The following is a 21,260-nucleotide window of genomic DNA, read 5'->3' as shown; positions in this document are numbered from 1 at the left end:
CGGACTGTCAGCCAACAGAGATGTTGAATCTGATGGCCCCTTCGCGAGCAAGCCCGCTCCCACATGGGTTCGGTGCTGTTACTGTTTGAACAACTCCCCGGGGGTAAACCCGAACAACCCCTTGAACGCCGCAATAAACGCCGACGTCGAGTCATACCCGCAACACAGCGCGGCATTGGTCACGCTGTCCCCCTCCTCCAGCAACCTCAACGAAGACAGCAGTCGCATGCGCTGCCGCCAGCCTCTAAAACTCAACCCGGTTTCACGCTGAAACAAGCGCATCAGGGTTTTCTCCGACATGCCCAAACGCTCGGCCCATTCCTGTAAGGTCACCGCGCGCTCGGGGTTTTCGATCAGCTCGTTGCACAACCCCAGCAAACGCTCATGCCGGGGCAGCGGCAAGGAAAACCCCACCTCCGGCAAGCTCGCCAACTGATCCAGCAGCACACTCACCAATCGCGCCTCCTGGCTGTCACCCTGTGGATATTCCACCGGCAACTGGCAAAAGCGCTTGATCAGCTCCCGCGCCAAAGGCGTGACTTCCAGCACCCGACAACGCCCGTCCGCCCATTGGCAGTCCTCGCGACGCACATACAGGCTGCGCATTTCGGCACGCATCGAGGTCACGACCTGGTGCTCGAGATCCGCCGGAATCCAGATGCCCCACTGCGGCGGCGCAAAGAAACTGCCCTCGGCGGTGTGCACGCCGAGAACACCGCTGATGGCGTAGGAAAACTGCACCCAATCGTGACGATGAGGTGGCGTCCACGAACCGGCGTTCAGGCTTTCCGCCCGCGCATACAACGGACGCGGCAACACCGTCAGTGCCGGGATGGTCCGCTCGAGGGAAAGTTGTCCGTTAGTCGGCATTGATTGGCCTTATGTCGCAAGACGGCTGATAGGGCCGACGTTAGGCTAAGTCATCAATTCTTACAAATGGATTCGGTGCCGGTCATGCATGCCTTCAAACACCTTAAACGCGTGGTCACCGACTGGTTCTTGTGCGGCATGCTGATCGCCACGCTGCTGGCGTATTTCTTCCCGACCTTCGGCGCCACCGGCGGCGGGATGCATGCCGAGTGGGTAATCAACATCGGCGTGTTCCTGGTGTTCTTCCTGCACGGGGTCAACCTCTCCAGCGAACAGATCCGCCACGGGCTGAAAAACTGGAAGCTGCATGTGATGGTTCAAACCTTCACCTTCGCGGTGTTTCCGTTGATCTGGCTGCTGAGCGACAAACTGTTGGGGTCGCACATTCCGTCGCTGCTGATGCTCGGTTTCCTCTACCTCTGCGCCCTGCCCTCGACCATCTCTTCGTCCGTGGCCCTGACCGGCAGCGCGGGCGGCAACGTGCCGGCGGCGATTCTCAATGCGAGCCTGTCCAGCGTCCTGGGGATTTTCCTGACACCGTTGCTGGTGAGTTTCGTGGTCGGCAGCGGCGCCGGCGGTATCGACCTGGGCTCGACCCTGCTCGACCTGTGCGCCATGTTGTTGTTGCCGCTGGTGCTTGGGCAATTGCTGCGGCCGTGGCTGGGCAAGTTTTTCGCTCGGCACAAGCGCTACACCAACATCGCCGACAAACTGGTGATCCTGCTGCTGGTGTACTCGGCGTTCTGCAACTCGATGGTCTCGGGGATGTGGCAGCAACAGGGCAACAGCGTGATTCTCAGCGCATTGATCGGCAGTGCGATTCTGCTGGCGATCATTCTGTGGATGACCACCCGCACCGCTCGCACGCTGAAGTTCAGCCCCGCCGATGAGATCGCCGCGGTGTTCTGCGCCAGCAAGAAATCCCTGGCGGCCGGGGCGCCGATGGCGGCGTTGATCTTCGGCGCCAGCCCCGGCCTTGGCTTGATCCTGCTGCCGATCATGATCTACCACCCGCTGCAGCTGATCGTGTGCTCGGTGATGGCCGAGGGTTACGCCAACCGCAACCGGGAACTGGCCGCGCAGCAAAACGCCGCAGTGCTTAGCCCTCAATAATCAGCGCTCGATAATCGCCGTCACGCCCTGACCGCCGGCGGCGCAGATCGAGATCAACCCGCGGCCCTTGCCCGCCGCGTCCAGCAGCTTCGCCAGGTTGGCGACGATGCGCGCACCGGTAGCGGCAAACGGATGCCCGACGGCCAGCGAGCTGCCCTTGACGTTGAGGCGGCTGCGGTCGATGGAACCCAGCGGCGCGTCGAGGCCCAGGCGGGTTTTGCAATACTCCGGATCTTCCCAGGCCTTCAATGTGCACAGCACCTGCGCGGCAAACGCTTCGTGGATTTCGTAGTAATCGAAGTCCTGCAAGGTCAGACCGTTGCGCGCCAGTAAACGCGGCACCGCATACACCGGCGCCATCAGCAGCCCTTCGGCACCCTTGACGAAATCCACCGCCGCCGCCTCGCCGTCACGCCAATAGGCAAGCACCGGCAAGCCACGCTCCTTCGCCCATTCCTCACTGCCCAGCAGCACCACCGAGGCACCATCGGTGAGCGGCGTGGAATTGCCCGCGGTCAGGGTGCCCTTGGCACTTTTCTCGAAGGCCGGTTTGAGTGAGGCGAGTTTTTCCAGGGTCAGCTCCGGGCGCAGGTTATTGTCCCGGGTCAGACCAAGGAACGGCGTCATCAGGTCGTTTTGCCAACCTTCGGCGTAGGACGCCGCCAGTTTCTGATGGCTTTCGAGGGTCAACCGATCCTGCTCGTCACGCGGGATGCCCCAGGTCTGGGCCATCAATTCACAGTGTTGGCCCATCGACAGGTGGGTGCGCGGCTCGCCGATGCTTGGAAAATCGGGCATCAGGTGTCGGGGACGCAGTTTCAGGAAGGTTTTCAGTTTGTCAGCGGTGCTTTTGGCACGGTTGGCTTGCAAGAGAATCTTGCGCAAGTCTTCGTTGACGCCGATCGGCACGTCCGAGGCCGTGTCGACGCCGCCGGCAATGCCACATTCGATTTGCCCCAGGGCGATTTTGTTCGCCACCAGCAATGTTGCCTCCAGCCCCGTGCCGCAGGCTTGCTGGATGTCGTAGGCCGGCGTCATCGGCGACAACCGCGAGCCCAAGACGCATTCACGGGTCAGGCCGTAATCGCGTAAATACTTGAGCAACGCCCCCGCCGCTACTTCGCCCATGCGCAAACCGTGCAGGTTATAGCGCTCGATCAAGCCTTCCAGCGCTGCGGTGAACATCGCCTGGTTACTGGCAGTGGCGTACGGCCCGTTGGACCGGGCAAAGGGAATACGGTTACCACCGATAATCGCGACGCGACGCAGCTGAGTCATGAAAAACTCCTTTAATCAAATGTGAACACCAAACCTGTGGGAGCGGGCTTGCTCGCGAAGGGGCCAGCCCATCCAACATCTTTGTTGACTGACACACCGCTTTCGCGAGCAAGCCCGCTCCCACAGGGGCTGCATTTCCTGAAAGACCTGCTAAACCCAAGCTCAAACCAGCCTGCAATGTTCAAGCGTAGGCCTTATCTCGTGGATCGAAGGACTAATTGCCATTCATGGTCCACACTTTTAACCCTGGCTTCTGGAGCGTGATCCATGTCTGACCGCTATATCGACTTCGCCAATTCGTCCATCGGCCATCGTGTGGTCGGTGCCCTGGGTCTGCCGTCGCCGGTACGACTGGAACGCTGGCAAGCAGGCCGGCTGCGGCCTATCGAGGGGGCGCTGTTGATTGGCGGTGGCCCGCTGACGGAAAAAGTCAGCACCCTCGCCAACCGCCTGACCGACACGATTTACAGCTACGGCACCGATCCGACCCTGGCCACCGCGTGGATTCCGGGCCACGGCCAGAAACTCAAAGCCGTGGTGTTCGACGCCAGTGACCTGGTGCAGGTCGATCAGCTGAAACAACTGCGCGAGTTCTTCCAGCCGCTGATGAAAAACCTCGATCACCATGCGCATCTGGTGATTCTTGGCCGGGCGCCGGAGACCTTGCGCGACCCGTTCGCCGCCAGCACCCAGCGTGCCCTGGAAGGCTTCAGCCGTTCGCTGGCCAAGGAACTGCGCAGCGGCGGCACCTTGCAGCTGATCTACGTCGGCGAAGGGGCCGAAGATCAACTGGAAGGCCCGTTGCGCTTTTTCCTTTCGCCCAAAAGCGCCTTCATTTCCGGACAAGTCATACGCTTGAAGGCGTGCGAGACACAGGTGATGGACTGGACGCGCCCCTTGTCAGGGCGCAAGGCGCTGGTGACAGGCGCGGCCCGCGGCATTGGTGCCTCGATCGCCGAAACCCTGGCCCGGGACGGCGCCGAGGTAATCCTGCTTGACGTGGCACCGGCCAAAACCGATCTCGACGCCCTGGCCGCGCGCCTCGGCGGGCGCAGCATCACCCTGGACATCTGTGCCGAAGACGCCGCCACGCAACTGATCGAACACTTGCCCGACGGCGTCGACATCGTGGTGCACAACGCGGGCATCACCCGCGACAAAACCCTGGCCAACATGACGCCGGAGTTCTGGGACGCGGTGCTGGCGGTCAACCTCAACGCGCCGCAAGTGCTGACCAAGGCGCTGCTCGACAGCGGCACCTTGCGCGACCACGGTCGAGTGATCCTGCTGGCGTCCATCAGCGGCATCGCCGGCAATCGCGGGCAAACCAACTATGCCGCGAGCAAGGCCGGGCTGATCGGCCTGGCCCAGGCCTGGGCACCGCTGCTGGCCGAGCGTGGCATCAGCATCAACGCGGTGGCCCCCGGGTTTATCGAAACCCAAATGACCGCGCACCTACCCTTCGGCGTGCGTGAAGCCGGGCGACGCTTGAGTTCGTTGGGCCAGGGCGGGCTACCGCAAGACGTCGCCGAAGCCGTGGCCTGGATGGCACAACCGGGCACCGGAGCGTTTACCGGGCAAGCGCTGCGCGTGTGCGGGCAAAGCGTGTTGGGAGCCTGACCATGACCACCGACTGGCACACACTCAATAGCGAACCGAGCTTGCAGACGCTGTATGTGAAGGCGGCGACGCGACGCAAAATCACCGGCACCACACTGCCCGACCTGGGTTATCACTGCTGGGTCAACGTCGATCCGAACCGCCTGGCGGCTTATCGCAAGGTGTGTGGTTTTGCCGACAACGGGCTGCTGCCACCGACGTATCCACACATCCTGGCGTTTGCCTTGCAGATGCAACTGCTCACCGCCAAAGAATTCCCCTTCCCGCTACTGGGGTTGATTCACCTGAGCAATCGCATCCGCATCTTGCGCCCCATGGGTGGCGTGAGCCGCGTGCGGGTCAGCGTGAAGGTGCAGAACCTGCAACCCCATGCCAAGGGCGCAACGTTCGAGTTGGTGACAATGCTCGACGACCAGTTGGGGCCGCTGTGGGAAGCGGAAAGCCAGATGCTCTGTCGCGGTGTCAAACTGGCAGGCGAGCCTGTCGAGCAAGCGTTTGCATCGACCTTGTCGCTGACCGAAGTGGCCCACTGGAAAGCGCCGGCGGACATTGGCCGCCGATACGCCAAAGTGTCCGGAGACTACAACCCGATTCACCTGAGCGCGATCAGCGCCAGACTCTTCGGTTTCCCCAGCGCCATCGCCCATGGCCTATGGAACAAGGCGCGCACCCTGGCAGCCCTGAGCGATCATTTGCCGACGGCCAACGTCGAGATAGCGGTGCAATTCAAAAAACCGGTGCGCTTGCCCAGCGAGGTCACGCTGATGTCCAGCGCGGCAGGGTCCAGTGGGGATTTCCAGTTGATGGGTGCCGGGGAGATTGAGCACATGGTGGGACAGTGGCGGCCGGTTGCCTGATTGTTCGACATTGCGATTGCCAGCGCCCGCGAGATCGTATTCGCGAGCAAGCCCGCTCCCACATTTGAACTCAGGCGTTCACATATTTTGTGTTCGCAGGCGTTCCAGTGTGGGAGCGGGCTTGCTCGCGAAGAACGATAACGCGGTCATTCAGCCGGAACACCGAACGCCAAGATCAGGAACTCACCAAATCCCGAGGCTGCGGAAACAAATTATTCAACGTCTCCAACAACCGCACGTGATAGATCGGCTTGCGAAACAGATCCAGCACCTGCAACCGCAACATGTCACTCACATCCTCCATATCCGCATGCCCCGACGTCACAATCACCGGCAAATGCTGACGAGCCGTATGCTCACGCAGACGCTTGATCAACGACATGCCACTCTCCTCCGGCATCCGCAAATCAGTAATCACCAGCGCAATATCAGGATGATGGGTCAAATGAAGCAGGGCGAGTTTGACCGACGTTGCCGTAAAACAAGTAAACCCCTCGCCCTCCAGCAACTCCGCCAGTTCCAGTAACGCATCCTCCTCGTCATCGACCAGAAGAAGCTGTTGGCGTTGGAGCGCTGGAGCGTTCATGGGGTGACACCTGCAATGGACTAAGCCTTGACGTTAGAAGCCCTTGGCGGGATTAGCAAATGACTGCCCATTGCCAGCCTTCAAATCAAAGCGCGTTCTGAAGCGTGGTGAACATTGTGGTGACCGCTGTGGAGATGGGTGTCACAAACGCCGCAAGCGCGAGTGCCACCATGCCTGCAATGATCGCGTACTCGATACCCGAAGCGCCTTCGGTGTCCTTGGCCAGGTCTTTGTAAAAAGCGATGTGGGATTTGATCTTCTGAACCATTTTAGTGAAGGACATGATGTGTCTCCTGAATGACAGCGGATGTTGCATGGACGCAACATGATTCCCCTATGCCAGCATCAGCATTGTCGGCAAACCCATGGCCAACAACTGTAAGAACGCATTAATACTTAAGTAGTAACCGGCCCATTAACGTCACTAAACAGCGTTTTTGGTGTTATCCCGTTACTTTTGTCAGATATTTCTCGCGCCATAATGGCATTTTGCTTTACCTGCGCTACCGTCAAATAGCGAAATAGTTCCATGTTCATCACTGCCTGATTGCGAAGTCATCTCGTGAGTACTCTCGAGTGCCGTTACGCAGCAGGAAAGGGAGAGCCGTCATGAACAGCCGCGTCACCCTGGGCCTGGCCGGGCTGTTTCTGGTGGGCGCCATCATTGCCGGTTACTGGGGGCTGACGCTGAGTCGCCAACCCGCCCCCGAGCCCCTCGCGCAACCCGGCCCATCATCGGCCTCGATACTGGCCTCGGTGGACGACCCGACCCGCCAACCGGTGGTAGTGCTGTTGCGTGATATCGCCCCGTTCGAACAGATCACCGCCGCCGACGTGACCCTGGAAAAACTGCGCACCGCCCCGGTTGGCAGCCTGAGCCGTCTCGATCAAGCCATCGGTCGTACGCCCTGGCGCGCGCTCACCGCTGGCAGTTGGCTCAATGATCAAAGCTTCGAAACCGGCGGTGCGCTGGCACGGATGATCCGCGCCGATGAACGCGCCCTTGCAGTGGCGGCGGATGACGTGATCAATGTCGGCGGCCAACTGAGCCCCGGCGACTATGTCGATGTGCTGCTGTTTCTGCGCATGGACACCAACAACCTCCAGCAGTCGGCCCAGGTCGTGGTCCCGGCGTTACGGGTACTCGGGGTCGGCGAGCAGTTGGGGCTGACGAATGATGGCAAGCCTGCCAACCCGGCACTCAGCCATGAAGAGAAACTCAAGCAGGAACAACTGCGCACCAGCGCCCGCACCGTGTTGCTCGCCGTTCCTGAATCCCTCTTGAGCCGTCTGATGCTCGCGGCGCAGGTCGGGGTTTTGCGCCTGGCCGTGCGCAGCGCCGAGGAACAACGCCTGAGCCAATACTGGGCCGGCCGTCGTGACTCATCGGCGAACCTGGCCAACGCCAACCGCGAGCTGGTGCAGTTCAGTCAACTGGCCCTGGCCGGCACCCCACAATCCCCGGCCCCCAGAGGCGCAGCACCGCGCAAGCCGAGCGTGGAAGTCATCCGCGGCAATGCAGTCACCCAACAAACGCCCTGAATCGAGCGAGGACGCCTCTCCATGCGCAGACGTTTCATGCAGTACTTGCTCGCAAACGGCGACGTCGATCAACACGGCGGATTATCGCAATGAGCCAGAGCCAGACCCTGAGTCAGACTTTCCTCGCGATCACCCGCAACAGCACCGACTTCGAGTGGCTGCAGGGGGCGCTTGCCCCTTTGGGCCGAGTGATCAGCGCCGGTGGCGGCAACCTCGACGAACTCCTGACGCTGGTGGACGTGACCTTCGCCAACCTGGTGTTCATCGGCCTGGACCGGGAGCATGTGGTGGCCCAGAGCGCATTGATCGAGGGTGCCCTGGAAGCCAAACCGATGCTGGCGATCGTTGCCCTGGGCGACGGCATGGACAACCAACTGGTGCTCAACGCCATGCGTGCCGGTGCGCGGGATTTCGTCTCTTACGGCTCACGCTCCAGCGAAGTCGCCGGCCTGGTGCGACGCCTGAGTAAACGCCTGCCGACCGTGGCGCCGAACCCACAACAGGCTCAACAAGGTAGCCTGACCGTACTTTACGGCGCACAGAACAATGCCGACGGCGCGTTGCTCGCCAACCACCTGGCGCATGTGGTGCAAAAGAGCGGCCAGCAAACGCTGCTGCTGGATCTGGGACTGCCCCGTGGTGACAGCCTGGCGCTGCTGGGGCTGGAGAGTTCGTTTCATTTCGGCGATGCCTTGCGCCACCTCCGGCGCCTGGACGCGACGCTGATCGACAGCGCCTTCACCACTTGCGACGCCGGGCTGCGAATCCTCGCCTACGCCAGCCACGATGAACCGCTGGAGCAGACCAGCGCCGCCGAGCTGTACATGCTGCTCGGCGCCTTGCGCCAACATTTCCAGCACATCGTGGTGAACCTCACCGGCCAGCCGGACAGCGAAGCGTTGCGTACCTTCGTCAGCCATTGCGACAAGTTGCTGTGGTACACCGATCAGAACGTGCTCGACTGCCGCCGCAATCTGGAGATGCTCGGCCGCTGGCGCGAAAAAGGCTTGAAGCTCGATCACGCCAGATTGCTGGTGGACCGCTACCTGCGCAGCGTCGCACCGGACTCCAACACCTTGGGCAAAAGCTTCGGCATGGAGGTTATTGGCGTGCTCGCCTACAGCCCGGAAGTGCGGCTCAACGCGAAGAATCAGGGCATGAGCCTGTTCGAACTGGCCCCACGCGAGGGCCTGACCCAAAGCCTGCGTGCCCTCGGCGAATGGCTGGCCAAACGCTCCGAAGCCCCGGATAAACCCAGGCCCGGCTGGTTCGACCGATTGAGGGGCGTGCGATGAGCGGGGAAAAACTCTTCGGCGCGCCCCCCCATGGGTCGACCGGCAATACCGACCACGAAGGCCTGAAACTGGTGCTGCACCGCTACATCATCGACGCCATCGAAGAGTCCGGGCAAAACCTGCTGGAAGGTTCGCGGCCCATGCTGTCGCAGTTCGTCACCGACAAAGTCGCCGAATACATCGCCCGTCTGCACCTGGCGATCTCCCGGTACGAGATGGAGCGGCTGGCGGAAGAAATCGTCGACGAACTCACCGGTTTCGGTCCGCTGGAGGTGCTGCTGCGCGACTCGGCGGTGACCGAAATTCTGGTCAACGGCCCACACCGGGTATTCGTCGAGCGTGAGGGTGTGTTGCACCTCAGTGACCTGCGGTTCATCGACGACCACCACGTCGAACGGGTCATGCAACGGATTCTCGCGCCCCTGGGCCGACGGCTCGACGAGTCTTCGCCGATGGTCGATGCGCGCCTGCCCGATGGCAGCCGGGTCAACGCGATCATCCCGCCGATTGCCCTCGACGGCCCGTGCCTGTCGATTCGAAAATTTCGCAAGGACATGCTCAAAAGCTCCGACCTGATGGCGATGCAAACCATTGACCAGGCGATCTTCGAGTTCATTCAGGAGGCCGTGGGCAAGCGTTGCAACATCCTGGTCAGCGGCGGCACCGGCACCGGCAAGACCACGCTGCTGAACATTCTCAGCCAGTTGATCGCCCCTCACGAACGGCTGGTTACCATCGAAGACGTCGCCGAACTGCAACTCGGCCATCCTCACGTGGTGCGCCTGGAAACCCGGCCACCGAATGCCGAAGGCCACGGCGAAGTGAAGGCCAGCGACCTGATTCGCAACGCGCTGCGGATGCGCCCGGACCGGATCATCCTCGGCGAGATTCGCGGCGTCGAAGTGGTCGACGTGCTCACCGCCATGAACACCGGGCACGATGGCTCCATGAGCACCGTGCACGCCAACAATGCCCAGGATGCGCTGCTGCGCCTGGAGACGCTGGTGGGGCTGACCGGGCGGCTCATCGCCGAACGCACCCTGCGGCAAATGATCTGTGCGGCGCTGGACGTAGTGATCCAACTGACGCGCCTGCCCGACGGCCGTCGCTGCGTCAGCGAAGTGGTGGAGGTCGTCGGTATTCGTGACGACGTCTACGTGACCAACACCCTGTTCCGCTTAGACCGACACACCGGACGCGGTTTTCTGCGCGAGGCGGCCAACCCCGCCGGCGACAAACTGCGTCGCGAGTCGGCGCTCTCTCCCTTGGCGTATTGAGGGTCACGGCATGCTTAAACCGGCGCTGCTCATCCTGCTTTGCCTGACGCTGCTGGGTGTGTCGATCCGTTTGTTCTACAACGGTCTGCGCCAGGCCGGCATCGATCGAACCCTCGGCCGCCTGACCCAGGGGCAACCGCAACTGACCGTGGCGAAATCATCCTGGTCGGGCCTGGAGCGGGCCTTTCTACGTGCCGGCCTCGGTCGTCCCACCGAGCGCCTGGGGTCGTGGCTGCTGCTCTGGGCCTTAGGCGTTTTACTGGGGTTTGCCCTCGCGGGCTGGATCGGTTTGTTGACGTTGTTGCTGGTGCCGCCCCTGGTGCTGCGGCTGTACATCAGTTGGCGCTATCAGCGCCGGCTCAAGCGCATGATCGAACAACTGCCGACGCTGCTCGATCACACGGTGCGCAGCCTGAAGTCCGGACGCACCCTGGCCGATGCGGTGCTGGGCGCCATCGACGCCGCCCAGGCCCCACTGAAAAACGCCATGGGCCGGGTTCAGCGCAACGTGCTCTTGGGCGTCAGCCTGCCGGACGCCGTCTCGGACCTCGCCGAGCTGTATGAGAAAGATGAACTTCGCCTGTTCGCCCTGGGCCTGAAGGTCAATCACCGCTACGGCGGCAATGCCAGTGAACTGTTCGAGAACCTGATCAAAATGATCCGCGAACGAGACCAGGCGGCGCGCCAACTGCGCGCCATGACCGGCGAAACCCGCGTCACGGCCGTGGTGCTGGGGCTGATGCCGGTGGGGCTTGCCGGTTACTTTTTGGTGTCCAATCCGAAGTACCTGCTGGCTATGTGGCACAGCGGCTCGGGACAAATGATGCTGGCGTCTGCATTCGGCTTGCAGGTCGTCGGCTGCCTGGCGCTGTGGCGCATGTTGCGTAGCGTATGAACATCGCCCTGCTGATCTGCGCGCTGTTATTTCTGGCGGCCACGCTGTTGCTGCTCAGTGGTCTGCTGGACCAGCACCGGCGTGCGCGCCAGGTAGCCCATCGGCTGGACGGCAAACCGCTGAACGACCATCGCGTCAGTCACTGGCTACAACTGCTGGGCGACAGCCGCATCGGTCAGCGTTCGATCCAACTGGACAACGAAACCCAGACCCTGCTCAACCGCCTCGGCTGGCGCAGCGCCCGACAACGCTCACTGTTCGCAGCCTGCCAGATCGGCACACCGGTACTTGCCTTGGCCCTGAGCCTGTTGATCCAGGGCGTGTTCTTCCCGCAGGTGGGCAACCACTGGATCACCCCAACCTTCGCCATCGCCCTCGGCTACCTGCTGCCCAAACGCTTGCTGGCCGCGGCCGCGCAGCAACGGCAAAAACAATTGGCGATCGAGATTTCGACCTTCATTCCACTGCTGCGCATTTTGTTCGAATCCGGCATGGCGGTGGAACAATCCCTGCGTGTGTTGAGCGTCGAAGGCAAGCAACTGTTGCCCGAGCTGACCCATGAACTGCGCCTGATACTGGCCCGGGTCGATTCCGGCCTGGAACTGGGCGACGAACTGAACAAGGCCACCCAATTGCTCGCAGTGGACGAATTCACCGACACCTGCGTGATCCTTCAGCAACTGATCCACCAGGGCGGCGGCGCGATGAAATCACTGCTGGCGCTCAAGCTGCTGCTCGATGACCGACGCCTGACACGCCTGCAGGAATACATCTCCAAGATGTCCGCCAAAATGTCCGTGGTGATGATGCTGTTCCTCTTCCCGGCATTGCTGATCGTGCTGGCCGGACCGAGCTTCACCGCGCTGGCCCGGGCGTTTGGTTCTTGAAAGACCATCCGGGGCAAGTGAGGACAGCGGTGATCCTGTGGGAGCGGGCTTGCTCGCGAAAGCGGTGTGTCAGGCAACATTGATGTTGAATGTCACGACGCCTTCGCGAGCAAGCCCGCTCCCACAATGGATCAGCTGTTTGGCGCAGGTTTCGGTACGTCGACGTTATCCAGCACCCGATTCACCGCCAGCTCGGCCAGCATGATCACCTGCTGAATCGCCAGGAGCGTATGCCGCTGCGGGGCGTCGACATACGCGGCAATGTCGCTGGTCATGACGCTGGCCGAGGCCAGTGATTCGCAGACATGGGCCAGCAGGCTTTCGTTGTCCATGTCCGGCGCTACCATGAACATCCTGCTGGGTTTGCGGCTCTTGGGTTCTTTGGGCGGTGGCTTGAGGTAGTGGTCGAGCGCGCGTTCGGCGGCTTCGTTGAGTTTTTTGGAATCGGGGGATTCGTAGGGGGAAACGTCGTCGGTTCCAGGGGGATTCGGTGTGGCTTTGAACATAGTGAAGTTCCAAGTAAGTAATGGAGCTGCCACTGATCGCCGCGATGCGATGGAGGGTGGCAGCTGTACGCAGGTTCGCGGACCGAGCTACTTGGAAACCCGGCATACCCAAAGGTATCCCGCGCACAGCCACCATGAGACCAAACGACACGCTCCGAAGGAACGCCGGTTGAGGACGGTGATTATGCACCAAGTAAGCTATTTCAGGCCGCGACGCCCGATCGCTGAATTGTCAGCGACGGACAAAGGCTAGAGACGCAGCGTCCGACGGGCAACCTGAAAAACATGTGGGAAGGTTCTGATGTTTTTACCGACCAATAAACATCGTTGCCTGTGAGGCCGCTTTCGCGGGCAAGCCCGCTCCCACAGTGGAGCGGTGTATATCGGCAAGAGGTTGGTCGGCTGTCAGGCCGCCAAGATCAAAGATCCAGAAACTCAGTGCGCAGAAACCCGCCGCCTCCCGGAGTTCCCGGGCGACAACGCCAACGCCACCTGCGTGCGATTATGCATATGCGTCAATCGCAACACCTGCGACACATAAAGCTTCACCGTGTTCTCGGTAATCCCCAACTCACAGGCAATCTGATAATTGGTCTGCCCCTTGCCCACCAACTGCGCCACCTCCAACTGCCGCGGCGACAGCTGATGGAACACCGCGGGCATCTCCACCCGCTCCGCCTCACTGAGCGCATCACCCACCGAACCTGACACAGGTACCGGGGACGCTCCCCGACGAACCTTGTCCAGATCCTGATAAAGCTCATCGATCGATTCACAAAGGTATTGCAGCTTCTGACTCAAATGCCCCAACTGCAGATTTTTCTGCCGCTCTTGCAAGGCCACTTCCTGACGCTGCAAACCTTCGAGCAACTCAGCCAGATCAATCGGCTTCTGATAGTAATCGGCGAACCCGGTACGCAAGGCCTTGATCACATCCTGCTTGTTCGCATGCCCGGTGAGCATGATCGCCTCGAACGCCCGGTGCTTGCCGGACAACCGCTGCAGCGCCTGGACGAGCTGAATGCCATCCATGTCAGGCATCTGCAAATCACATAGCACCAGGCCGATATTCTCGTCTTCGCTGAAACGCTCGATCGCCTGATTTCCGGACCGACAAGGAACACAGCGATAACCATTGCGTTCAATGAACTCGCAAAGTTCTTCGACAATCAACGGCTCATCATCAACCACAAGAACTTTTACTGCCGAGGTAAGCTTGTTCACGTGTCACTCCATGCCAAGTCTGGCTTGACCGTTCCTGTACCGACACCCAAAGCTGTACAACAACTGTTTTGAAAGTAGACGCACTTTCCAGCGATGTACATAGAACGGTTGGCGCCTGCGACTAACGCATCCAGGCCAGTGTGAGCAGCACACCCACCAGCACAAATGGCGCAAAGGGCTGTTTTTTTGACGTTCCCGGGCCCAGGTAACGAAGGCGCTCTCTAAGCCCCTGCCCCATATGCAGCCAGAGTCTTGGCGCCAGCAGCAACCAGAAGACACTGACCAACCCGGCACCGATGAAGCCGCCGAGCAGGTGCATACCGTCCGTCGCAAGGCCCAGGGTTGCCATGAGTTTCACGTCCCCTGCCCCCAGACGCCTCAACGCATAACCGGGCAACGTGAAGGCCAATGCCAGCAGAAAAGCCCAGCCGCCCTGGACCGCCTCGGCCCCCAGCCAGGTAGTACCTGTCCACAACAGATAGATAAGCGCCAGCACACCTGCGCCAACGGTCAGGCCATTGGCGATGTGGCGCTCTCGGGCATCCTGTGCTGCGCAAAGCGTCAGCCAGATGAGTAGGACAAGGCTCTGCATCCGGTAAAAAACGTCCGTTTTGGCTGAATGATTCTATGCTGACACTACGCAGTAATTGTCAGGGTAGACGCACTCATGAAAACAGGCCTCCCCCGCAAGCAAAAAGGTGCCGTGGCGATTGAGTTTGCCTTGGTGTTCATGATTTTTTTCGCCGTATTTTATGGGTTGGTCAGTTACAGCCTGCCGCTGTTGCTGATGCAATCGTTCAATAAGTCCACGGCCGAGGCGGTGCGTCGCAGTGTGGCGCTGGACCCGAGCACCGCCAATTACGACACGGCGGTCAGAAACATCGCGACCACCGAACTGACCCGGCAACTGGCCTGGATTCCCGCCGCGCTGAACTTCAACGTGGCCACCGACGCCAGCGCCACCTACATCGGCGGCGTACTGACGGTCAGCATCAACTACCCCACCAGTAAACTGAATCAAGTGCTGCCGTTCCTGGTGCTGCCGGGAATCGGCTCGGTGCCCAATCTGCCGCCGACCCTCACGGCCCAATCGAGCCTGCAGTTTTGAGCTCCGGGGACAAACTCTTCGGGCGTCTGCTCAATCGTCACCCGCCACAGACCCCGAACACGCCAGAGCCTGCGAGCGTGCAACGTGTCGGCTTGCAGCTGCATCTGAATGATGAAGGTCGAGTGATTCAGCTGAGCGGTCCGTTGCGGCATCTGCTGGCGCAACAGATACCCGACGCGCAGTCACCGCACCTGCTCGATTACCTCATGCCCCATAGCGCCCTGTCGGTCGAAGGCACGCCGGCCGAGTGGCAGGGACAAAACCTGGACCTGGATTTTTTCAGCCTCGCCGGACAACCGCTGCACCTGCGCGGTTGGGTGCAGCCGTTGGGCGAAGAATGGTTGTTGCAGTTGATCGACATCGGCGACCTGTTGCTCGAACGTCGACAAGCGCGCAGCCGTGAACAGTGCCAGTTGCTCGCGGCGCAGGTCAGCGAACAGTTGCGCCTGTGCAGCCTGACGCGCCTGCCCGAGGTACTGGCCGAACAACTGCAAGGTCTGGCCCTGCGCTTTCAGATCCCGTGCATGGCCATGGCCTTGCTCGACGAACAGGCCGAGGGTTGGCTGATTCACCAGCATTACACGGCCTTCGACGCGCCCCGGCTGTGGGAAATCAATCAACGCCTGGGGACCGGCCTCGACAGTTTGAATGGCTCCGTTCCCCAACAACTGACACCCAGCGAGCATCCACGCCTGCAAAGCATCTTCGGCAATGCCGAAGGCTTCGCGGTGCCCTATCGCAATGCCCAGGGCGTGGTCGCGTGGTTGCTCTGTGGTTTCTACCCGGTGCAAGAACGTGCCCCCGACTTGAGCGAGCGCGACTGGTTGCAACTCACCGCCGCCCTGGCCGGGCCGCTGCTGGAGCGCTTGCGTGAACATCAACACCATCTGCAACTGGAGCGGCTGGAGTCTCTGCAAGCCTTGCTCGGCACTGGCTGGTGGGAAATCTTCAGTGACCAGGCCCAGGTGCAACTGGCGCCGTCGCTTGCCAATACGCTGAACCTGACGAGCGCCCGCTTGCCGCTGCATGACTGGCTCGAACAGATCCACCCCGCCGACCGTGAAGAGCTGACGATTCGCCTGCAAACCTTGCAGGACGAAGGCGCACCATTGCTGTTGTGCGTACGGCTGCATCGCCCCGACACGGCGCAAACACCGATCTGGTATCGACTGCAAGGCCAGGCCCTGGGCATCGGCAAAAACCGCCGGCTGGTGGGCTTCATGCTCGACATCAGCGACATCAAGAACCAGCAGCAGAACGCCGCTGCCGCCCATGCCCGGCTGGACAACCTGATCGCCAGTTCACCGGCGGTGATCTACGTGCAGCGCTATGTCGAAGGGGCGCTGCAACCGACGTTTTTCAGCGACAGTCTGTTGCCATTGCTCGGCTGGTCGCTCGCCGACTGCGCCGCCGGTGCGCTGGTGGAACGGATCCACCCTGAAGACCGCGACGGCTATTTCGAGCGTACCCGGCAACTGCTGCGCGAGGGTTCGGTGAGCGCCCGATATCGACTGCGCGACAGTCGCGGCGATTACCACTGGCTGCTCGACGAAGCCAAACTGCTGCGCGATGACCTCGGGTTGCCGGTGGAAGCCGTGGGCCTGTGGCTGGATGTCACCGAGGCGACCCTGGCCAGCGAGAAAGTCAAACAAAGTGAAGAGCGCTATCGGATCCTGGTGGAAGACTCTCCGGCAATGATCTGCCGCTATCGCCCCGACCTGACGCTGACCTTTGGCAATCGACCGCTGGCCACCTACCTGGAATGCCAGCCCGAGCAGTTGCCGGGGGTGAACCTGGGCAACTGGATGTCGCCGGAACAGCGCGAAGCGTTCCTCCAGCGGCTCAGTCGGCTGAGCCCGGAGTTCCCGGTCAGCACTGCGGAAATCAACCTGCAACTGCCGGGACGGGAACACGCCTGGTGGGTCTGGTCGGATCGCGGGGTGTTCGACGACCAAGACCGTTTGCTGGAAATTCAGGCCGTGGGCCGCGACAACACCGAGGTCAGGCGCGCCCAGCAGCAGCTTACCCAGAGCGCCAAAATGGCCACCCTCGGCGAAATGGCCACCGGGCTGGCCCATGAAATCAATCAACCGCTGAACGTGATGCGCATGGCCATCGTCAATGTGCTCAAGCGCCTGAGCAATGGCGATGCGCAAATCGATTACCTGACCGACAAGCTCAACCGCATCGACGCGCAAGTCCAGCGCGCCGCGAAGGTGGTGGACCACATGCGGGTATTCGGCCGGCGTTCGGAGATCGAGCAACAGCCGTTCAACCCGGCTCAAGCCATCGAGGGCACACTGGCGCTGCTGTCCGAAGGCCTGCGCGGCAAAGGCATCGAGCTGCGAGTCAGTGAGACTGGTTTTGAAGTGCAGGTGCGCGGTTATGTCGATCAACTGGAGCAGGTGCTGATCAACCTGATGGTCAATGCGCGGGATGCGTTGTTGAGCAAACGCGAGGCCGACCCGGCGTTCAAACCGTGGATTTCGTTGTACGCCGAACGCGATGAACACGCGGTGCGGCTGTGGGTCGAGGACAACGGCGGCGGCATTGACCCGCGGTTGCTGGAGCGGATTTTCGAACCGTTCTTCACCACCAAACCGGTGGGCGTCGGCACCGGGCTCGGGTTGTCGGTGAGCTACGGCATCGTCGAGAACATGGGCGGACGGTTGAGCGTAAGAAACGCGGCCGAGGGCGCGCGCTTCTGCATCGAGCTGCCGATTGTCCCGGGCGATCAGATCACCAGCGACGCGCGCCCTGAGTGACAACTGAGGTTGGCGCCAACGTCGACCTTGTTCAAGTCGACCCCAAGGCTTATCAGCACGGTGTTGATCAGACTGTCGAGCAACGGGTTGAGCACGCCGTTGATCGCGCTGACCAACAAGCCGGTCACGCTGCTCAGGATCGTCCCCAGGCCACCGACGAGACTGCCCGACGGGCCATACATATCGATGTGGAGGTTAACCGGGGTATTGAGCAGGTTGCTGACGATGCTGCTGGTGGAAAACGAGTAGTAGAACGGTGGCTGGTTGATGTCCGGCAAGCTGTTGGCCGGTGGTGCGGAGTAGACGTGGGGCATGTTGGCGTTCGACGCCACGCTGGTGTCGGCAACAACATCGATGCCACCGCCGACACCGGGCACACGCGGATCGCAGGTGATGGGTACGAACAAAAATCTGCGACAGGTTTTGATGCCGATATCGATCACCTTCAGCGGCTGCACCGTGACCGCCGGCGGTGTGGTGTTGCTGCCGAACATGCTGGCGGCATCGATCCGACCGATTTTCAGGTTCACCAGCGATGTACTGGTGTTGGTGGTCAGGGTTTTGCTGGTGTTGCTGACGCAGCTGTAGGCCGTGACGTAACTGTTGGCACTGGCGACGTCCAGCGCCACGTCGAGCCGAATCGGCCCTGGCAACACGATGATGTCGGGGGTCTGGCAGGGCACGCCGATGGCACAGGTCAGTGAGTTGAGCACTGCCACCAGATCGAGATCGAGCAAGGCGTTGAGGGTGTTGGTCAGCGGCCCTGCCAGGTCCGCCGCCGCGTTGACCAGCGCCACGATGGCATCGAGCGCCGGCAAGTCGATCGACAGCAATGTACGCACCTGTGCGGTTTTCACGTAGATCCGATTGGGCCCCAGCGGATCCAGCGCCGCATTTTTCGGATTGCCCACCGCAGAAAGTTGCGGTGGCTCCAGCACCTGCACCCGTGCGGTGATTTGTGCCAGCCCCGCCAGATTGATCGGTACCGTTGCCACCAGACCGTTTTGCTTGTTGGCCAGTTGCACGATGCCTTCGATCAGGTTGAATACGCTGACGTTGGTCGCTACCGCTGACATGTTGCTGCCGTTCTCGACGTGCAGCAGATTGCCCAGCGTCACCGTCGTGGTGCCCGCGGCCACCTTGAGTGCTTGCAGACCGACAATGGTCGCCGTCGCGCCGAGGGTGCCGCCGGGGTCCAGTACATGGATGGCGGTCTGGATCAATTGGCTGACGGCCACCGAGGTCCCCAGCACCTGGTTATACCCGGCGGCATTGAGGCCCAGGTCGAGCTTCAGCCGATCGAGGTAACCCAGCAGGCTGATGTTGGTGTTCACCAACCCATCCCACCCTGCCACGGACAGGTTCAGATTGCCGCCCAGCAAACCGCCGAACAACGCATTGAGGGTGGCCGACTTGCTGCTATCGATGCTCAGCGCCGTGGTGCGGATAGTCAACGAGGCCAGCGGCGGCGGCAATGCCGCGACGGCGGTCGCCGTCAGGTTGAGAGTCGCCCCGGCCGGAGCACCGCCGAACAGGGCACCAACGCCACCGGCCACACTCTGCGGGATCGAACGGCTGACGCTCACCCGAATGGCTTCGCTGCTGCTCGAGTCGGCCACAAAAACCCGAAGATTGTCGGCGTCCAGGCTCAAGGTGCCACAGGCTACCGCCAGGTTGCGCGTGGGGTCAGGAAGGGTGAAGCCGTTGCGGTTTACGCTGGCGGTGGCATAGGCGGTAGCGCTGGCACCCACGGCGCAATCACCATTGCGCGTGGCCGCTTCCAGCGCGGCCATGTCCGCTATCCGCTGCAAGCTGCGCTTTTCCAGATACAGGCGACCACTGTCGACCACGATCAGCAGGAACACCAGGGCCATGCCGAGGGTCAGCACCGCCATCAGACCGATCGCTCCCCGTTGCCGAACCGGGCTACGAAACTGCAAGCAGGGAGACATGGCGCACTCCTTTGCCGGTGCACTTGCGAGGGCTACCTTCGTTGATGAACAGCAGTGTAGACAAGGGTTTGCCGGATTGCTGGCAACTCGCCATCCTGACCAGCAAATAACCAATGTGGGAGCGGGCTTGCTCGCGAAAGCGACTGCTCAGTCGATATAGATGTCGCCTGAACGACCGCCTTCGCGAGCCAGCCCGCTCCCACAGGGGTCTGTGGTGTCAGGTAGCTCAGTGTTCAGCGCGGTGGATAGTTGGCCAATATGCGCCCGACCGTCTCGCGTATCGTATTGCTGCGGTCCTCTGGCTTCGGTGTGCGGCTGAGGGTTTGCTCGTCGCTGCCACGCCACACCAGTTTGCCGTCCTTGCCATCGAGCAGGTCGATCTGGATGGTCGCCACCTTGTAGCTGATGTTGCGGGTTTCGTTGTACATCGGCCCGCCCCAGTAGCCGTACCATGGGCCACCATAACCACCGCCATAGGAGGTGGTCACTTGTTGCTGGCGATCTTCGACAATCAGGTAGGTCTGCACCTTCAGGTCTGCGTTGGCGCCGGCGGCGGCCGGACGCAAGCCACGCTGATCCAGTTGATCGGCAACGGCCTGGCGGATGCGTTGCTCGGTCAGGTCACTCTTGATCCGTGGGTCGTCGGGGCGGTATTGCACAGCGGGCTCTTTCCAGCTCCAGCTGCGATAGGCGGCAAAGTCGCGGCTGGCATCGAAGTCATGATTGACCTGGTTGGCGGCGCAGGCAGTGAGCAGCGCGGCCATGGCCAGTAAAGCGAGACGGCGGAACATGATTTTTCTCCGATAGAAGACATGCGCCTGCGGGGGGCTTCCTGATCAGGAAGCTAACTGGGAGGATACGCCGACAGGGCCTTTTCGACAGCTGCGCGCAACGCATCGGCACGTTCGCTCTCGTTGCCTTGACTGCCGGTTTCGGCACTGGCGCTCCACACGGGTTGACCGGTGCTCGCGTCGAACAGATCGACCCGCACCACCACAACCTGTACCTGATAAGTACGGACGACCGGCACGCTGTTGTACATGCCATAACCCGTGCCGTAGCGGTTGTAACCACCGCCGTAATACCCGCCGCCATAGCCGCCACCGTAACCAGAGCCGTCCTGCACCTGACGCAAGCGGGTTTCCAGCCGCAGGTCGGCGCTGACCAACAGGTCCGCCGGGCGGTTGTCGTGCAGCGGACGCAGGCCGCGTTGGTCGAGGGCATTGCTGACGACTTCGGCCACCTGCGCCGAGTCGGCCCAAGCCGTGCCCGCTGGCAGGCGCCCGTTGAGCCAGGCCCAGCTGCGGTAGCGACTGTAGTCCCGTGGCGGCGCCGGATAGGCGCTGCGGTCGAAGGTGTTGGCGGCCTGAGGCGGTGCCGGTGGCAGCGGATTGGACGTCGCGACATACGGGTTGCTGCCCTGACAGGCCGCCAACCCGAGACAGATCACCAGTAACCCCGAACGATTTTTCATTGCGCGCTCCG

General features: G+C 61.5%; 20 protein-coding genes. 10 read left to right on the top strand and 10 right to left on the bottom strand.

Going from position 1 to position 21,260, the window contains the following annotated elements:
* Nucleotides 1-78: 78 nt before the first annotated feature.
* On the bottom strand, nucleotides 79-870 hold the full coding sequence (locus PSH64_RS03415) for a helix-turn-helix domain-containing protein (protein ID WP_305479910.1): 792 nt from the start codon (nucleotides 868-870) through the stop codon (nucleotides 79-81).
* An 84-nt stretch (nucleotides 871-954) separates the two neighbouring features.
* On the opposite strand from PSH64_RS03415, the gene PSH64_RS03410 reads away from it, so the two are divergent.
* Nucleotides 955-1,983: a bile acid:sodium symporter family protein gene (locus PSH64_RS03410; protein WP_105340374.1), complete on the top strand. Its 1,029-nt coding sequence runs from the start codon at nucleotides 955-957 to the stop codon at nucleotides 1,981-1,983.
* Here the strand turns inward: PSH64_RS03410 and PSH64_RS03405 are convergent, their stop codons facing one another.
* The gene (locus PSH64_RS03405) at nucleotides 1,984-3,261 is read right to left on the bottom strand and encodes an acetyl-CoA C-acetyltransferase (protein WP_305479909.1); all 1,278 of its coding nucleotides are present in this window, start codon (nucleotides 3,259-3,261) and stop codon (nucleotides 1,984-1,986) included.
* Nucleotides 3,262-3,528: 267 nt separating this feature from the next.
* Between PSH64_RS03405 and PSH64_RS03400 the strand changes: the two genes are divergently transcribed.
* On the top strand, nucleotides 3,529-4,881 hold the full coding sequence (locus PSH64_RS03400; RefSeq protein WP_305479907.1) for a 3-oxoacyl-ACP reductase: 1,353 nt from the start codon (nucleotides 3,529-3,531) through the stop codon (nucleotides 4,879-4,881).
* A 2-nt stretch (nucleotides 4,882-4,883) separates the two neighbouring features.
* Nucleotides 4,884-5,738, top strand: coding sequence for a MaoC/PaaZ C-terminal domain-containing protein (locus PSH64_RS03395; RefSeq protein WP_305479906.1), 855 nt, complete (start codon nucleotides 4,884-4,886; stop codon nucleotides 5,736-5,738).
* A 175-nt stretch (nucleotides 5,739-5,913) separates the two neighbouring features.
* On the opposite strand, the gene PSH64_RS03390 is transcribed toward PSH64_RS03395, so the two are convergent.
* Nucleotides 5,914-6,324, bottom strand: coding sequence for a response regulator (locus PSH64_RS03390; RefSeq protein WP_105340378.1), 411 nt, complete (start codon nucleotides 6,322-6,324; stop codon nucleotides 5,914-5,916).
* A gap of 85 nt (nucleotides 6,325-6,409) precedes the next feature.
* Nucleotides 6,410-6,607 carry a Flp family type IVb pilin gene (locus tag PSH64_RS03385; protein WP_105340379.1) on the bottom strand — a complete coding sequence of 66 codons (198 nt, stop codon included), beginning with the start codon at nucleotides 6,605-6,607 and terminating at the stop codon, nucleotides 6,410-6,412.
* Nucleotides 6,608-6,933: 326 nt separating this feature from the next.
* Here PSH64_RS03385 and cpaB point away from each other — a divergent pair, with 326 nt between their 5' ends.
* The 5 genes from cpaB to PSH64_RS03360 all read left to right on the top strand — a co-directional run bounded on the left by cpaB (nucleotide 6,934) and on the right by PSH64_RS03360 (nucleotide 12,220).
* Nucleotides 6,934-7,866: a Flp pilus assembly protein CpaB gene (gene cpaB, locus PSH64_RS03380; RefSeq protein ID WP_105340380.1), complete on the top strand. Its 933-nt coding sequence runs from the start codon at nucleotides 6,934-6,936 to the stop codon at nucleotides 7,864-7,866.
* 89 nt (nucleotides 7,867-7,955) lie between these two features.
* On the top strand, nucleotides 7,956-9,161 hold the full coding sequence (locus PSH64_RS03375) for a pilus assembly protein (protein ID WP_105340381.1): 1,206 nt from the start codon (nucleotides 7,956-7,958) through the stop codon (nucleotides 9,159-9,161).
* Nucleotides 9,158-10,438 (top strand): CpaF family protein, encoded by a 1,281-nt coding sequence (locus PSH64_RS03370; protein ID WP_305479904.1) that lies wholly within the window; start codon nucleotides 9,158-9,160, stop codon nucleotides 10,436-10,438. Before PSH64_RS03375 ends, PSH64_RS03370 begins: the two co-directional genes overlap by 4 nt.
* Before the next feature lie 10 nt (nucleotides 10,439-10,448).
* Entirely contained in the window at nucleotides 10,449-11,333 is an 885-nt protein-coding gene (locus tag PSH64_RS03365; RefSeq protein WP_105340383.1) for a type II secretion system F family protein, read from the top strand.
* The gene (locus tag PSH64_RS03360; RefSeq protein WP_105340384.1) at nucleotides 11,330-12,220 is read left to right on the top strand and encodes a type II secretion system F family protein; all 891 of its coding nucleotides are present in this window, start codon (nucleotides 11,330-11,332) and stop codon (nucleotides 12,218-12,220) included. Before PSH64_RS03365 ends, PSH64_RS03360 begins: the two co-directional genes overlap by 4 nt.
* Nucleotides 12,221-12,351: 131 nt before the next feature.
* Here PSH64_RS03360 and PSH64_RS03355 read toward each other — a convergent pair whose 3' ends face one another.
* The 3 genes from PSH64_RS03355 to PSH64_RS03345 all read right to left on the bottom strand — a co-directional run bounded on the left by PSH64_RS03355 (nucleotide 12,352) and on the right by PSH64_RS03345 (nucleotide 14,542).
* Entirely contained in the window at nucleotides 12,352-12,726 is a 375-nt protein-coding gene (locus tag PSH64_RS03355; RefSeq protein WP_305479903.1) for a DUF6124 family protein, read from the bottom strand.
* Between the two features lie 435 nt (nucleotides 12,727-13,161).
* A complete protein-coding gene (locus PSH64_RS03350; protein ID WP_305479901.1) occupies nucleotides 13,162-13,950 on the bottom strand; it encodes a response regulator transcription factor in 789 nt (262 codons plus the stop codon).
* A gap of 121 nt (nucleotides 13,951-14,071) precedes the next feature.
* On the bottom strand, nucleotides 14,072-14,542 hold the full coding sequence (locus PSH64_RS03345; RefSeq protein ID WP_105340387.1) for a prepilin peptidase: 471 nt from the start codon (nucleotides 14,540-14,542) through the stop codon (nucleotides 14,072-14,074).
* A 75-nt stretch (nucleotides 14,543-14,617) separates the two neighbouring features.
* Between PSH64_RS03345 and PSH64_RS03340 the strand changes: the two genes are divergently transcribed.
* Nucleotides 14,618-15,058, top strand: a complete 441-nt coding sequence (locus PSH64_RS03340) for a TadE/TadG family type IV pilus assembly protein (RefSeq protein ID WP_105340388.1) — start codon at nucleotides 14,618-14,620, stop codon at nucleotides 15,056-15,058.
* Complete coding sequence (locus PSH64_RS03335) at nucleotides 15,055-17,823, top strand: ATP-binding protein (protein ID WP_305479899.1); 2,769 nt, start codon at nucleotides 15,055-15,057, stop codon at nucleotides 17,821-17,823. Before PSH64_RS03340 ends, PSH64_RS03335 begins: the two co-directional genes overlap by 4 nt.
* On the opposite strand, the gene PSH64_RS03330 is transcribed toward PSH64_RS03335, so the two are convergent.
* The 3 genes from PSH64_RS03330 to PSH64_RS03320 form a co-directional block, all read right to left on the bottom strand.
* Complete coding sequence (locus PSH64_RS03330; RefSeq protein ID WP_305479898.1) at nucleotides 17,793-19,775, bottom strand: pilus assembly protein TadG-related protein; 1,983 nt, start codon at nucleotides 19,773-19,775, stop codon at nucleotides 17,793-17,795. The two genes, PSH64_RS03335 and PSH64_RS03330, sit on opposite strands and share 31 nt — an antisense overlap.
* A 233-nt stretch (nucleotides 19,776-20,008) precedes the next feature.
* Nucleotides 20,009-20,566, bottom strand: coding sequence for a DUF4136 domain-containing protein (locus PSH64_RS03325; RefSeq protein ID WP_105340391.1), 558 nt, complete (start codon nucleotides 20,564-20,566; stop codon nucleotides 20,009-20,011).
* 53 nt (nucleotides 20,567-20,619) lie between these two features.
* A complete protein-coding gene (locus PSH64_RS03320; protein WP_305479897.1) occupies nucleotides 20,620-21,249 on the bottom strand; it encodes a DUF4136 domain-containing protein in 630 nt (209 codons plus the stop codon).
* Nucleotides 21,250-21,260: the final 11 nt, after the last annotated feature.

Origin of the sequence: Pseudomonas sp. FP1742, from assembly GCF_030687145.1 — a bacterium.
In the GTDB taxonomy this organism is placed as follows: Bacteria; Pseudomonadota; Gammaproteobacteria; order Pseudomonadales; family Pseudomonadaceae; genus Aquipseudomonas; species Aquipseudomonas frederiksbergensis_D.
This window is presented reverse-complemented; position numbering and strand designations above follow the sequence as displayed.

Coding starts and splice junctions, on each gene's coding strand:
- PSH64_RS03415 (WP_305479910.1), bottom strand. CDS start 870: ATGCCGACTAACGGACAACTTTCCCTCGAGCGGACCATCCCGGCACTG.
- PSH64_RS03410 (WP_105340374.1), top strand. CDS start 955: ATGCATGCCTTCAAACACCTTAAACGCGTGGTCACCGACTGGTTCTTG.
- PSH64_RS03405 (WP_305479909.1), bottom strand. CDS start 3,261: ATGACTCAGCTGCGTCGCGTCGCGATTATCGGTGGTAACCGTATTCCC.
- PSH64_RS03400 (WP_305479907.1), top strand. CDS start 3,529: ATGTCTGACCGCTATATCGACTTCGCCAATTCGTCCATCGGCCATCGT.
- PSH64_RS03395 (WP_305479906.1), top strand. CDS start 4,884: ATGACCACCGACTGGCACACACTCAATAGCGAACCGAGCTTGCAGACG.
- PSH64_RS03390 (WP_105340378.1), bottom strand. CDS start 6,324: ATGAACGCTCCAGCGCTCCAACGCCAACAGCTTCTTCTGGTCGATGAC.
- PSH64_RS03385 (WP_105340379.1), bottom strand. CDS start 6,607: ATGTCCTTCACTAAAATGGTTCAGAAGATCAAATCCCACATCGCTTTT.
- cpaB (WP_105340380.1), top strand. CDS start 6,934: ATGAACAGCCGCGTCACCCTGGGCCTGGCCGGGCTGTTTCTGGTGGGC.
- PSH64_RS03375 (WP_105340381.1), top strand. CDS start 7,956: ATGAGCCAGAGCCAGACCCTGAGTCAGACTTTCCTCGCGATCACCCGC.
- PSH64_RS03370 (WP_305479904.1), top strand. CDS start 9,158: ATGAGCGGGGAAAAACTCTTCGGCGCGCCCCCCCATGGGTCGACCGGC.
- PSH64_RS03365 (WP_105340383.1), top strand. CDS start 10,449: ATGCTTAAACCGGCGCTGCTCATCCTGCTTTGCCTGACGCTGCTGGGT.
- PSH64_RS03360 (WP_105340384.1), top strand. CDS start 11,330: ATGAACATCGCCCTGCTGATCTGCGCGCTGTTATTTCTGGCGGCCACG.
- PSH64_RS03355 (WP_305479903.1), bottom strand. CDS start 12,726: ATGTTCAAAGCCACACCGAATCCCCCTGGAACCGACGACGTTTCCCCC.
- PSH64_RS03345 (WP_105340387.1), bottom strand. CDS start 14,542: ATGCAGAGCCTTGTCCTACTCATCTGGCTGACGCTTTGCGCAGCACAG.
- PSH64_RS03340 (WP_105340388.1), top strand. CDS start 14,618: ATGAAAACAGGCCTCCCCCGCAAGCAAAAAGGTGCCGTGGCGATTGAG.
- PSH64_RS03330 (WP_305479898.1), bottom strand. CDS start 19,775: ATGTCTCCCTGCTTGCAGTTTCGTAGCCCGGTTCGGCAACGGGGAGCG.
- PSH64_RS03325 (WP_105340391.1), bottom strand. CDS start 20,566: ATGTTCCGCCGTCTCGCTTTACTGGCCATGGCCGCGCTGCTCACTGCC.
- PSH64_RS03320 (WP_305479897.1), bottom strand. CDS start 21,249: ATGAAAAATCGTTCGGGGTTACTGGTGATCTGTCTCGGGTTGGCGGCC.